The organism is Pseudomonas sp. (assembly GCF_030696055.1).
Taxonomy (GTDB): Bacteria; Pseudomonadota; Gammaproteobacteria; order Pseudomonadales; family Pseudomonadaceae; genus Aquipseudomonas.
Genome location: NZ_JAUYNP010000057.1, coordinates 1 through 11,585 on the forward strand (window position 1 = coordinate 1; position 11,585 = coordinate 11,585).

Here is an 11,585-nt window from a genome sequence, read left to right on the forward strand (position 1 = left end):
GCGTTGCGTCCTCGCTTTTAATGCTCACGTACTGCAGTACGCTGCGCTTAAAAGCTCCGGGGCGCCTTGTCTGGCCTTAGCCCAGGAGATCTTTGGTGGTGTCGGATTAGGTCGAGGTTTGGCCGGGAATCTGTTTTGAGGGGGACGTTTTGTCCTCCTGTGAGGTCTGTCCCTAAGTTGAGGGGCCGGCTCTGGCGAGCCACACCTGCGGCCGGGTTTCCTTGAATGGAAGCCTGGCCGCGTTTTTTTGCGCCGGGTTAGCGCTAACCCGGGGCCTTTAGCTCCATGGGATGGGAGTTGAACAGATGAATTGGGCAACCTATTTCGCCGTCAGCGCGGCGGTGGTGATAGTCGGCCTGGCGCTGGGGGTGACCCTGCCGTTGGTGTCTTTCCGCCTCGAGGCCTGGGACTACGGGCCCTTCGCTATCGGCGTGATGGCCGGTATGCCGGCGATCGGCGTGCTCTTGGGCGCGCGCCTGACCGGGCACCTGGCCGGCTGGTTCGGTACGCCGCAAACCCTGCGCCTGTGCCTGCTGGCCAGCGCGGTCTCGGTCGGCTTGCTGACGGTGATGCCGAGCTATGCCCTGTGGCTGGTGCTGCGCCTGCTGATCGGCGTCTCCCTGACCGTGGTGTTCGTGCTCGGCGAAAGCTGGATCAATCAGCTGGTCGAGGACCGTCTGCGCGGCCGCTTGGTGGCGTTATATGGCACTGGGTTCGCCCTTAGCCAGCTGTGCGGGCCCTTGCTACTGACCCTGCTGGGTACCGAAAGCGATCGCGGTTTCTGGTTTTCCGCTGGCCTGTTGGTGGCCGGCAGCCTGCTGCTGTTGGGGCGCACGGGCGCGCCCAAGGTCAATGCACAAAGCGCGGCGGGGCATGGGGTGGTGCTGTTCTGCCGGGCCTCTCCGGCGATCGCCTGGGCGGTGGTGCTGTTTGCCGCCTTCGAGGCCATGGTGCTGACCCTGCTGCCGGTGTACCTGCTGCGCGAAGGCTTTGCCCAGCAGTTGGCGCTGCTGATGGTCAGCGTGGTGGTGGTGGGGGATGCCGCCTTGCAGCTGCCGATTGGCTGGCTGGCCGACCGGGTGCCGCGGCAGAGCCTGTTCCGCTGTTGCGGCGTGGTGCTGCTGTTGTCCAGCCTGAGCATTGCGCCGCTGTTGCATACGCCGCTGATCTGGCCGCTGCTGCTGTTGTTCGGCGCCAGTGCGGGGGGGCTCTATACCCTGTCGCTGATCCTGGTCGGCCAGCGCTATCGGGATGACGCCCTGGTGCGCGCCAATGCCCATATCGCCTTGCTGTGGGGCGCGGGTTGCCTGCTCGGGCCGCTGAGCACCGGTGCCGCCAGCCAATGGGTCAGCGGTCATGCGCTGCCGATGCTGATGGCGTTTGGCGCGGCGGGCTTCGTCTGGCTGGCGTTTCGCCGCGGTGCGTTCAGCCAGAGGCTGGCAACCGGGGCCTGATCCTCTTCAGCTGCGCACGTCCGGCTCCTGCTGCTCGGCCAGCAGTTCGGCGGCGCAGGCGCCGACCTGGCGTATGGCCTGTTCGAGCTGCGCACTGGGCTGGGCGGCGTAGTTGAGGCGCAGGCAATTGCGGTATTTGCCCGCGGCGGAAAAGATGCTGCCGGGGGCGATCTGGATCTTGTGCGGCAGCAGCAGGCGGTTCAGCCGCTGGCTGTCGAAGCCTGGCTCCAGCTCCAGCCACAGCATAAAACTGCCCTGGGGCCGGCTGACCCGGGTGCCGGCCGGGAAGTAGCGGCTGACCCATTCGGTCATCAGGTCGCGCCCGCGCGCGTACTGGCTGCGCATGCGCCGCAGGTGCGGTTGGTAATGGCCGCTCTCGATAAATTCGGCCAGGGCCAGCTGCGGCAGCTGCGCGGTCGTCCCGGTGCCCATGTACTTCATGTGCAGCACCTGTTGCAGGTAGCGCCCGGGGGCTATCCAGCCGATGCGCAGGCCGGGGGCCAGGGTCTTGGAGAAGGAACTGCACAACAGCACGCGACCGTCTTCGTCATAGGACTTGATGGTGCGCGGGCGCGGGTAGCTGTAGGCCAGGTCGCCGTAGACATCGTCCTCGATGATCGCCACGTCATAGCGCTGGGCCAGGGCCAGCAGCGCGCGCTTGTGGGCATCCGGCATGATATAGCCGAGCGGGTTGTTGCAGTTGGGGGTGAGCTGGATGGCCTTGATCGGCCACTGTTCCAGGGCCAGTTCCAGGGCCTCCAGGCTGATTCCGGTGAGCGGGTCGGTGGGCAATTCCAGGGCCTTCATGCCGAAGCCCTTGAGCGCCTGCATGACGCCGTGGAAACTCGGCGAATCCACCGCGACTATATCGCCCGGCGCGCACACCGAACGTATGGCCGCCGCCAGCGCCTCGTGGCAGCCGGTGGTGGTGACTATGTCTTGGGCTGGAATCTGGCAGCCGGAGTCGAGCATCAGCCGCGACAGCTGCTCGCGCAGGCCCGGATCGCCCTGCAGGCAGCCATAGCTCAGTTCCTTGAGCGCCTGGCGCCGGCTCAGGCGCGACAGGCTGCGCAGCAGCGGTTTCAGGGTCGGGCTGCTGATGTCCGGCATGCCACGGCCCAGCTGCAGCACATCGCCGCCCGGGGGCACGCTGATCAGCTCGAGCACCTGATCCCACTGCGAGATATCCACCGGCCGTTGCGCGGCGCGGCTGACCATAGGCAATGCGGGCTGCTGCCGGGCCAGCGGCACAAAGTAGCCGGACTTAGGTTTTGGGGTGGCCAGGCCCCGGTCTTCCAGGTGGCGATAGGCTTGCTGCACCGTGCTCAGGCTGACCCCGTGTTCGAGGCTGAGGGCGCGCACCGAGGGCAGGCGATCGCCGGGGCGATACAAGCCGTGTTCGATGCGCGCGCCGAGCAGTTCGGCCAGGTTGACGTAGAGCGTCATGACAGTTCCCTCGCGTTGTGCCATGCAATTCAGCAAGCCAGTACAGATAGGCGATAAATCCGCCATTCAGAGGCTGATCACAGAAATCTGTATGGAGTTAAAAAGATATTTTTGAATCTGTCATGCTTTTTCTGCGCCCCTCATCATGATCTCCCATCAGGCTTTCGAGCAGGAGAATGCGATGAACGGGCTTAGCGATGTGAGGCTGACAGTCAAGGCGGAGGAGTTGCAGGAGGATGCCCGCGCGGGGCATCTGTATGGCCGCTCGAGCAAGGGCGCAACCCTGGTCGAACGCTGGCAGCTGTTCTACCGCCGCCTAAGCACCCGCCGCGCGCTGCTCGAGCTGAGCGATGAGCAGCTCAAGGATGTCGGGCTGACCCGCGAGCAGGCGCGTAGCGAGGCCTTGCGGCCGTTCTGGACGCTTTAAGCAAGGAAGTAATGCCGGGCTACTGTGCCGCGAGAGGGCTTAGAACCTGTTTCGGACCTCGCGAGCTAGAGCGAGACAAGGCAAAAATGGCCGAGGGAGCGGAGTTTACGAGCTGTAAATGAGCATCCCGAGGCCATTTTTAACGCAGTATCGCCGACGCGCAGCAGATCCGAGGCCGGTTCTTAGACCAGCTCTTTAAGCCGGTGCCAGAGCATGCCCAGGGCCAGCAGCGGCGAGCGCAGGTGCTTGCCGCCGGGGAAGGTCATATGCGGCACCTTGGCGAACAGGTCGAAGCCGCTGCTGGCCTGGCCGGCGATGGCCTCGCCGAGCAGTTTGCCGGCCAGGTGAGTGGCGTTGACCCCGTGGCCCGAGTAGGCCTGGGCGTAATAGACATTGGCCTGGCCCTTGAGCCGGCCGATCTGCGGCAGGCGGTTGGCGCCTATGCCGATCATGCCGCCCCACTGGTAGTCGATCTTCACGTCCGCGAGGTGGGGGAAGACGGCCAGCATCTTCGGCCGCATATAGCCGGCGATATCCGCCGGATCGCGCCCGGAATAGTGACAGGCGCCGCCGAACAGCAGGCGGCGGTCGGCGGACAGGCGGTAATAATCCAGGGCCACGCGCTGGTCGCACAGCGCCATATTCTGCGGAATAAGCGCCCGCGCCTCGGCAGCGGACAGCGGCTCGGTGGCTATCACATAGCTGCCGGCCGGCAGCACCTTGCCGCCCAGGTTGTTGTTCAGGCCGTTCAGGTAGGCGTTGCAGGCGAGCACCAGATTGGCCGCGCGGACCACGCCCTGGGCGGTATGCACCTTGACCTCGCTGCCGTAGTCGATGCGGGTCACCGCCGAATCTTCGAACAGCTGCACGCCCAGGCTCTGCGCCGCCGCCGCCTCGCCCAGCGCCAGGTTGAGCGGGTGCAGGTGGCCGGAGCCCATGTCGATCAGGCCGCCGACATAGCGGCTGGAGCCGACCACCTCGTGCATCTGCTCCGGCTGCAGCAGGCGCAGTGGGTGGCGGTAGCCGAGGCTTTCCAGCTCGGCCTTGTCTTCGGCGAAGCCGGCCAGGTCGCGCGGCTTGTTGGCCAGGTCGCAGTAACCCCAGGTCAGGTCGCAATCGATACTGTACTGCTCGATGCGCCGGCGAACGATTTCCACCGCTTCCAGGCCCATCAGTTTCAGCTCGCGCACGCCCTCGCTGCCTATCACCGATTCGAACTGCTCGACGCCATGTCCGACCCCGCGGATCAGCTGCCCGCCGTTGCGCCCGCTGGCGCCCCAGCCGATCTTGTGGGCTTCCAGCAGCGCCACCGACAGGCCCTTCTGCGCCAGTTCGATAGCGGTATTGAGCCCGGAGAAGCCGCCACCGACTATGCACACGTCGACGCGCATTTCCCCCCTCAGCGGCGGGTAGGCCAGTTGTCGATTGACGCTGGCGGCGTAATAAGAGGCGGCGTGTTGGCTGCTGTGAACCGGCTGGTGAACGCGGGCGTTCATGTGTGGAATCCTGATTATTGTGTTTGGAAAATTTTACGAAGCATAAGCATGGGCTTTGCCCTACGCCAAGAGGCAATAAGCAAAAAAAGCGTTTTCCGTCGGTTAAACCCAGTGAACTGCCGCGATCGAGGCCTGGGCGCAGTACCATGCGCAGCATTCACCCAGGACCGCGCCCATGAGTTGCACCAGCCGCAAGATCGACCAGCTGCGCTTGCAGATCCCCAGTTTCGCCTGCGTGCCGGGCTGCCATGACTGCTGCGGCCCGGTCACCGCCTCGTCCGAGGAGATGGCGCGGCTGCCGGTGAAGAGCGAGGCCGAGCACGATGCCGCCCTGGCCGAATTCAATTGCGTGCACCTGGGGCCCCAGGGCTGCCAGGTGTACGACCAGCGCCCGCTGATCTGCCGCCTGTTCGGCACCACCCCCAGCCTGCCGTGCCCGCGCGGCCAGGGGCCGGAGCAGATGACCGAGCCGGCGGTGGAGCAGCAGGTGCACCGGCTGATCGCCACCACCCGGCAGCGCTTGGTGTAGGTTGGGTTGAGCGCAGCGAAGCCCGACACTGATCGACACACCTGGGCTCCGACCATCGCTCGTTGGGCTTCGGCGCTACGCGCCTCAACCCAACCTACGGTTGATTCGCTTGCAGCCTAGTCGGCGATCGGCAGGCTAAGGCTCTCCTTGACCTCTTCCATGACGATATAGCTCTTCGACTCGCGCACATGGGGCAGCTTGAGCAGGATGTCGCCGAGCAGCTTGCGGTAGCTGGCCATCTCGTTGATCCGCGCCTTCACCAGGTAGTCGAAGTCGCCGGACACCAGGTGGCACTCCAGCACGTGGGGCAGCTTGAGCACGGCGCGGCGGAACTCCTCGAAGGTGTCGCCGGACTTGTAATCCAGGCTGATCTCGACGAACACCAGCAGGCTGGCCTTGAGCTGCTGCGGGTTGAGGCGGGCGTGGTAGCCCATGATGATGCCTTCGCGCTCCAGGCGGCGCACCCGCTCGGTGCAGGGCGTGGTGGAGAGGCCGACCCGCTCGCCCAGCTCGGTGAAGCTGATGCGCCCGTCCTCCTGCAGGATGCGCAGGATGTTGCGGTCGATCTTGTCCAGTTCGCGGCGGCTTTGATGTTGAGTGCGCATGGTGGATACCCCTCTACAGAAGGCGTTTTTGCCAAGAATTCTCGCCAAAGATAGCTGTTTATATAGTGAATTGCACTGCTCGTCTCTTCTTATACTGCGCCCAATCGAGGTTCGGCATTGTCCGTCGCGCTGGGTCGCGGCGAGGAGAGAGTCATGCGGGTTCTGGTTCTGGGTAGCGGTGTGATTGGTACGGCCAGTGCGTATTATCTGGCGCGCCAGGGTTTCGAGGTGGTGGTGGTCGATCGGCAGCAGGCGCCGGCCATGGAAACCAGTTTCGCCAACGCCGGCCAGGTCTCCCCTGGCTATGCCTCGCCCTGGGCCGCCCCGGGCGTGCCGCTGAAAGCCATGAAGTGGCTGCTGCAAAGGCACGCGCCGCTGGCGATCAAGGCCACCGCCGATATCGACCAATACCTGTGGATGGCGCAGATGCTGCGCAACTGCACCGCCAGCCGCTACGCGGTGAACAAGGAGCGCATGGTGCGCCTGTCCGAGTACAGCCGCGACTGCCTCGACGAACTGCGCGCCGAGACCGGCATCGCCTACGAGGGCCGCAGCCTGGGCACCACCCAGCTGTTCCGCACCCAGGCGCAACTGGATAACGCCGCCAAGGACATCGCCGTGCTGCAGCAGTCCGGCGTGCCTTACGAATTGCTCGATCGCGCCGGCATCGCTCGGGTCGAACCGGCCCTGGGCTCGGTCACCGACAAGTTGGCCGGCGCCCTGCGTCTGCCCAATGACCAGACCGGCGACTGCCAGATGTTCACCCACAAGCTGGCGGACATGGCCAAGTCGTTGGGCGTCGAGTTCCGCTTCGGGCAGAATATCCAGCGCCTGGATTTCGCCGGCGACCGCATCAATGGCGTGTGGATCGATGGCAAGCTGGAAACCGCCGACCGCTACGTCCTGGCTCTCGGCAGCTTCAGCCCGCAACTGCTCAAGCCGCTGGGCGTGCGCGCGCCGGTGTACCCGCTGAAGGGTTACTCGCTGACCGTGCCAATCACCAATGCCGCGATGGCGCCGACCTCGACCATTCTGGATGAGACCTACAAGGTGGCCATCACCCGTTTCGACGACCGCATCCGCGTCGGCGGCATGGCGGAAATCGCCGGCTTCGACCTGGGCCTCAACCCGCGTCGCCGCGAGACCCTGGAAATGATCACCGCCGATCTCTACCCGCAAGGCGGCGATCTCAGCCAGGCCGAATTCTGGACCGGCCTGCGCCCGGCCACTCCGGATGGCACGCCGATTGTCGGTGCCACCAGCTTCCGCAATTTGTTCCTGAATACCGGACACGGCACACTGGGCTGGACCATGGCCTGCGGCTCCGGTCGCTTCCTCGCCGATCTGATCGGCAAGAAGCGTCCGCAGATCAGCGCCGAAGGTCTGGATATTTCCCGTTACAGCCGTACCCAGGAGACTCGCAAACATGTCAGTACAGCGCCTGCGCACTGAAAGCCGCTACAGCGAAATCGTCATTCATAACGGCACCGTCTATCTGGCCGGGCAGTTGGCCGACGATCTTAGCGGCGAGATAGTGCAGCAAACCCGGGAAACCCTGGGCAATATCGACCGCATGCTGGCCGAGGCCGGCAGCGACAAGGCGAAGATTCTCTCGGTGACCATCTACCTGAAGGACCTGGACCGCGACTACGCCGGCCTCAACCAGGTATGGGATGCCTGGGTGGCCGAAGGCGCCGCGCCGGCCCGGGCTTGCGTCGAAGCCAAGATGTACAAACCCGAGGTGCTGGTGGAAATGATGGTGGTGTCCGCGCTCTGAGGGCGGCCCCGATAAAGCCTTTGCCTGGCTGTCCCGCTGGGCTTTTTTAATCTGCAACTCCGTGCTGGGTTGCGCCAGGAAATGGCTCCAGCCAGCCTACGCCCGATATACGAGAAGACCATGCGTCCCGCCCGTGCCTTGATCGACCTGCAAGCCCTGCGTCATAACTACCGGCTGGCCCGTGAGCTGAGCGGCGCGCGCGCCCTGGCGGTGGTCAAGGCGGATGCCTACGGGCATGGCGCGGTGCGTTGTGCCCAGGCCCTGCAGGACGAGGCCGATGGTTTCGCCGTGGCCTGTATCGAGGAGGCGCTGCAGCTGCGCGAGGCCGGCATTCGCGGGCCTATCCTGCTGCTGGAAGGTTTCTTCGAGGCTGATGAATTAGCGCTGATCGAGCGGCACGAGCTCTGGTGCGTGGTGCATTCGCTGTGGCAACTGGAGGTCATCGAGCGCAGTGCGCTGAGCAAGCCGCTGTGCGTCTGGCTGAAAATGGACAGCGGCATGCACCGCGTCGGCCTCCATCCGGCCGACTATAAGGCCGCCTACCAGCGCCTGCAGGCCAGCGGCAAGGTGGCGAAAATCGTCCTGATGAGCCACTTCGCCCGCGCCGACGAGCTGGATTGCCCGCGCAGCCAGGAGCAGCTTGCAGTGTTTCAGCTGGCGCGCCAGGGCCTGGTGGGCGAGGTCAGCCTGCGCAACTCTCCGGCGGTGCTGGGTTGGCCACGGCTCTTCCAAAACCAACAGCCGAGCGACTGGGTACGCCCCGGCATCATGCTCTACGGCGCCACGCCCTTTGAGCAACAGCAGGCTGCGGCTGCGCGTTTGCTGCCGGTGATGTGCCTGGAGTCGAAAATTATCAGCGTGCGTGAACTGCCGGCCGGCGAGCCTGTGGGTTATGTCGCACGTTTTGTCAGCGAGCGCCCGACCCGGGTCGGCGTGGTCGCCATGGGCTATGCCGATGGTTACCCACGCCATGCACCCACCGGCACCCCGGTGGCGGTGGATGGCCAACTGACCCGCCTGATCGGCCGGGTGTCCATGGATATGCTTACCCTCGACCTGAGCGATCTGTCCCAGGCGGGCCTGGGCAGCCGGGTCGAATTGTGGGGCAAACAGGTGCTGGCCAGCGACGTGGCCCTCCAGGCCGGCAGCATTCCCTACCAGATTTTCTGCAACCTGCGCCGGGTGCCGCTGCTCTATAACGGGAGTTAAACAACCGTTTGCCTAGGTATTCTATTCAGCTGTTGTAAATACTGAACGCTGTTGCCATGATACGGCTACTTTTCCGTATCTTCCCGAGGGGGACTCCAGCATTGGACGTCGGTGTTCGACTGCAATCCATTCGCAAACTCAAAGGTCTGTCCCAGCGTGAACTCGCCAAGCGGGCAGGCGTGACCAACAGCACCATTTCGATGATCGAGAAGAACAGCGTAAGCCCTTCGATCAGTTCGTTGAAAAAGGTGTTGGCGGGTATCCCCATGTCGCTGGTGGAGTTCTTCTCCCTGGATGTGGAACCGGACAACCAGTCCCAGGTGGTCTATCGGGCCGCCGACCTCACCGATATCTGCAGCGGCGCCATCACCATGAAACTGGTGGGCAAGGCGCACCCGAGCCGGGCTATTTCCTTCCTCGATGAAATCTATCCCAGCGGTTCCGATACCGGGGATGAGATGTACACCCATGAGGGCGAGGAAGCCGGCATGCTGGTCGAGGGCAAACTCGAACTGACCGTGGGCGAGGAGGTGTTTATCCTCGAACCGGGCGACAGTTACTACTTCGAGAGCAGCAAGCCGCACCGCTTCCGTAACCCCTTCGAGGGGCCCGCGCGGCTGATCAGTGCCACTACGCCGGCGAACTTCTAAGCGTTCAGTGCTAGCCGCTGGCTAATAACCCTGCGGCAATCTGGGTTGTTTCAGCCGCCGCGGCTTGCCGTTATACTGTCGCCCGCTCGCGAAGCCGTGGCCGCGAGCGTGACTAGCCACGATGAGGGTGTACCGTGAACCTGATTAAAAAGATCCTGATAGCACCGGCTGCTGTACTGGCCCTGTGGGCTGTGACTGCTCAGGCCACGACCGACGAAGCCATTGCCGAGCGTCTCAAGCCGGTCGGTGAAGTCTGCGTGATGGGCGAAGAATGCAAAGGCGTCGGCGCCGTGGCGGCTGCCACTGGCGGCGCGCCGCGTACCGGCGATGACATCATCGCCAAGCATTGCGGTGCTTGCCATACCCCAGGCGTGCTGGGTGCGCCGAAAATTGGCGACAGCGCTGCCTGGAAGGCCCGCGCCACCAATGGCGTCGACGGCCTGTTGGCGCACGCCATCTCCGGCCTTAACGCCATGCCGCCGAAAGGCACCTGCGCGGATTGCTCCGACGATGAGCTGCGTGCAGCCATCCAGAAGATGTCCGGCCTGTAAGGCGACATCCCGACAAAAAAACCGCCCGAGGGCGGTTTTTTTATGGCTTGCCATCCATGGCAGCCACCCTGCGGGCCGTCGCTGGCGCGACGTCAGAAATCTCTCCCGGAGATTTCTTTGTGGCTTGCCTTCCATGGGCGCCTGCCGTCGGGCCGTCGCTGGGTGACGTTAAAAATTTCTCCCGGAAATTTTTTGTGCCCGGCGTTTATTCGAGAAAGCTGACCTGGCCATCGGCCAGCGAGCTGATGCGCGCCAGGGATTCGACCCGGAAACCCAGGCTGTCCAGCTCGGCGCGGCCGGCCTGGAAGGATTTCTCTATCACCACGCCGACTCCGGCGATGCTCGCGCCGGCCTGCTGAATCAGGTCGATCAGCGCCTTGGCGGCGTGGCCGTTGGCGAGGAAGTCGTCGATCACCAGCACGTGGTCGGCGCTGGTCAGGTGCTTGGCGGAGATGGCGATGGTGCTCTCGGTCTGCTTGGTGAAGGAGAACACCTTGGAGATATACAGGTTGTCCTTCAGCGTCAGCGACTGGTACTTGCGCGCGAAGATCACCGGCACGCCCAGCTCCAGGCCGGCCATGATCGCCGGGGCTATGCCCGAGGCTTCGATGGTGACTATCTTGCTGATGGCCTGCCCGGCGAAGCGCAGGGCGAACTCGTGGCCGATCTGCTGCATCAGCACGGGGTCGATCTGGTGATTGAGAAAGGCATCGACCTTGAGCACCTGCTCGGACAGCACTATGCCTTCGTCGCGAATCTTCTGTTTCAGCGCTTCCACGCGGTTACCCTCTTCAGTGATGGGGTGCCCGATCTGCGTCGGGCTATTGATATAAGCCTATTTTTTATGGCCTGCCATCCCTGGCGGCCACCCTGCGGGCCGTCGCTACGCGACGTTAAAAATGACTCCCGGTCATTTTTTCAGCATGGCGCGCATATTGGCCAGCGCCGAGTTACCTGTGGCGGCCTTGACCTCGGGGGGCGCGTCTTCCTGGCCTTCCCAGACCAGATCCTCGGGAGGCAGTTCATCGAGGAAGCGGCTCGGCGCGCAGTCCATGATTTCGCCGTACTGCTTGCGCTTGGCGGCGAAGGTCATGGTCAGGTTGCGCTTGGCGCGGGTGATGCCCACATAGGCCAGACGGCGCTCTTCTTCGACCGTGTCGGCCTCGATGCTGGAGCGGTGGGGGAGGATTTCCTCCTCCACGCCGAGGATGTAAACCGAGGGATATTCCAGGCCCTTGGAAGCGTGCAGGGTCATCATCTGCACGCCTTCGGCCCCTTCCTCTTCCTCTTGCTGGCGTTCCAGCATGTCGCGCAACACCAGCTTGCCGATGGCATCCTCGATGGTCATGTCGCCGTCTTCATCACGCTCCAGAGTGTTCTTCAGCGCCTCGACGAGGAACCAGACGTTGCCCATGCGCGCGTCGGCGACCTTGTCGTTGGA

The 11,585-nt window shown here is 64.0% G+C and carries 13 protein-coding genes; 8 read left to right on the forward strand and 5 right to left on the reverse strand.

Features of this window, described 5'->3' with window-relative positions:
* The first annotated feature begins 305 nt into the window (after window positions 1-305).
* On the forward strand, window positions 306-1,454 hold the full coding sequence (locus tag Q8Q83_RS03420) for an MFS transporter (RefSeq protein WP_305621135.1): 1,149 nt from the start codon (window positions 306-308) through the stop codon (window positions 1,452-1,454).
* Window positions 1,455-1,460: 6 nt separating this feature from the next.
* Here Q8Q83_RS03420 and Q8Q83_RS03425 read toward each other — a convergent pair whose 3' ends face one another.
* Window positions 1,461-2,900: a PLP-dependent aminotransferase family protein gene (locus Q8Q83_RS03425; RefSeq protein ID WP_305621136.1), complete on the reverse strand. Its 1,440-nt coding sequence runs from the start codon at window positions 2,898-2,900 to the stop codon at window positions 1,461-1,463.
* A gap of 181 nt (window positions 2,901-3,081) precedes the next feature.
* Here Q8Q83_RS03425 and Q8Q83_RS03430 point away from each other — a divergent pair, with 181 nt between their 5' ends.
* On the forward strand, window positions 3,082-3,327 hold the full coding sequence (locus Q8Q83_RS03430) for a DUF1127 domain-containing protein (RefSeq protein WP_305621138.1): 246 nt from the start codon (window positions 3,082-3,084) through the stop codon (window positions 3,325-3,327).
* A 182-nt stretch (window positions 3,328-3,509) separates the two neighbouring features.
* On the opposite strand, the gene Q8Q83_RS03435 is transcribed toward Q8Q83_RS03430, so the two are convergent.
* Entirely contained in the window at window positions 3,510-4,823 is a 1,314-nt protein-coding gene (locus tag Q8Q83_RS03435) for an FAD-binding oxidoreductase (protein WP_305621139.1), read from the reverse strand.
* Between the two features lie 175 nt (window positions 4,824-4,998).
* On the opposite strand from Q8Q83_RS03435, the gene Q8Q83_RS03440 reads away from it, so the two are divergent.
* Window positions 4,999-5,352, forward strand: coding sequence for a YkgJ family cysteine cluster protein (locus Q8Q83_RS03440; RefSeq protein ID WP_305621141.1), 354 nt, complete (start codon window positions 4,999-5,001; stop codon window positions 5,350-5,352).
* A gap of 116 nt (window positions 5,353-5,468) precedes the next feature.
* Here Q8Q83_RS03440 and dadR read toward each other — a convergent pair whose 3' ends face one another.
* Window positions 5,469-5,957 (reverse strand): transcriptional regulator DadR, encoded by a 489-nt coding sequence (dadR, locus tag Q8Q83_RS03445; RefSeq protein WP_090250512.1) that lies wholly within the window; start codon window positions 5,955-5,957, stop codon window positions 5,469-5,471.
* Between the two features lie 153 nt (window positions 5,958-6,110).
* On the opposite strand from dadR, the gene dadA reads away from it, so the two are divergent.
* The 5 genes from dadA (at window position 6,111) to Q8Q83_RS03470 (ending at window position 10,144) form a co-directional block, all read left to right on the forward strand.
* A complete protein-coding gene (gene dadA, locus Q8Q83_RS03450) occupies window positions 6,111-7,409 on the forward strand; it encodes a D-amino acid dehydrogenase (RefSeq protein ID WP_305621142.1) in 1,299 nt (432 codons plus the stop codon).
* Window positions 7,384-7,734, forward strand: a complete 351-nt coding sequence (locus Q8Q83_RS03455; RefSeq protein ID WP_305621144.1) for a RidA family protein — start codon at window positions 7,384-7,386, stop codon at window positions 7,732-7,734. Before dadA ends, Q8Q83_RS03455 begins: the two co-directional genes overlap by 26 nt.
* 120 nt (window positions 7,735-7,854) lie before the next feature.
* Complete coding sequence (alr, locus tag Q8Q83_RS03460) at window positions 7,855-8,943, forward strand: alanine racemase (RefSeq protein ID WP_305621145.1); 1,089 nt, start codon at window positions 7,855-7,857, stop codon at window positions 8,941-8,943.
* 101 nt (window positions 8,944-9,044) lie between these two features.
* On the forward strand, window positions 9,045-9,593 hold the full coding sequence (locus tag Q8Q83_RS03465) for a cupin domain-containing protein (RefSeq protein ID WP_305621151.1): 549 nt from the start codon (window positions 9,045-9,047) through the stop codon (window positions 9,591-9,593).
* Between the two features lie 134 nt (window positions 9,594-9,727).
* A complete protein-coding gene (locus Q8Q83_RS03470; protein WP_305621146.1) occupies window positions 9,728-10,144 on the forward strand; it encodes a cytochrome c5 family protein in 417 nt (138 codons plus the stop codon).
* 205 nt (window positions 10,145-10,349) lie between these two features.
* Here Q8Q83_RS03470 and Q8Q83_RS03475 read toward each other — a convergent pair whose 3' ends face one another.
* Together Q8Q83_RS03475 and Q8Q83_RS03480 are read right to left on the reverse strand one after the other, a co-directional pair.
* Window positions 10,350-10,922 (reverse strand): xanthine phosphoribosyltransferase, encoded by a 573-nt coding sequence (locus Q8Q83_RS03475; protein WP_305621148.1) that lies wholly within the window; start codon window positions 10,920-10,922, stop codon window positions 10,350-10,352.
* 132 nt (window positions 10,923-11,054) lie between these two features.
* On the reverse strand, window positions 11,055-11,585 hold a 531-nt coding region (locus Q8Q83_RS03480), incomplete at its 5' end, for a 3'-5' exonuclease (protein ID WP_305621149.1).

What these genes read in the sequence shown, in the direction of transcription:
- Q8Q83_RS03440 (WP_305621141.1), top strand. Translation starts at nt 4,999, where the DNA reads ATGAGTTGCACCAGCCGCAAGATCGACCAGCTGCGCTTGCAGATCCCC.
- alr (WP_305621145.1), top strand. Translation starts at nt 7,855, where the DNA reads ATGCGTCCCGCCCGTGCCTTGATCGACCTGCAAGCCCTGCGTCATAAC.
- dadR (WP_090250512.1), bottom strand. Translation starts at nt 5,957, where the DNA reads ATGCGCACTCAACATCAAAGCCGCCGCGAACTGGACAAGATCGACCGC.
- Q8Q83_RS03430 (WP_305621138.1), top strand. Translation starts at nt 3,082, where the DNA reads ATGAACGGGCTTAGCGATGTGAGGCTGACAGTCAAGGCGGAGGAGTTG.
- Q8Q83_RS03435 (WP_305621139.1), bottom strand. Translation starts at nt 4,823, where the DNA reads ATGAACGCCCGCGTTCACCAGCCGGTTCACAGCAGCCAACACGCCGCC.
- dadA (WP_305621142.1), top strand. Translation starts at nt 6,111, where the DNA reads ATGCGGGTTCTGGTTCTGGGTAGCGGTGTGATTGGTACGGCCAGTGCG.
- Q8Q83_RS03455 (WP_305621144.1), top strand. Translation starts at nt 7,384, where the DNA reads ATGTCAGTACAGCGCCTGCGCACTGAAAGCCGCTACAGCGAAATCGTC.
- Q8Q83_RS03425 (WP_305621136.1), bottom strand. Translation starts at nt 2,900, where the DNA reads ATGACGCTCTACGTCAACCTGGCCGAACTGCTCGGCGCGCGCATCGAA.
- Q8Q83_RS03420 (WP_305621135.1), top strand. Translation starts at nt 306, where the DNA reads ATGAATTGGGCAACCTATTTCGCCGTCAGCGCGGCGGTGGTGATAGTC.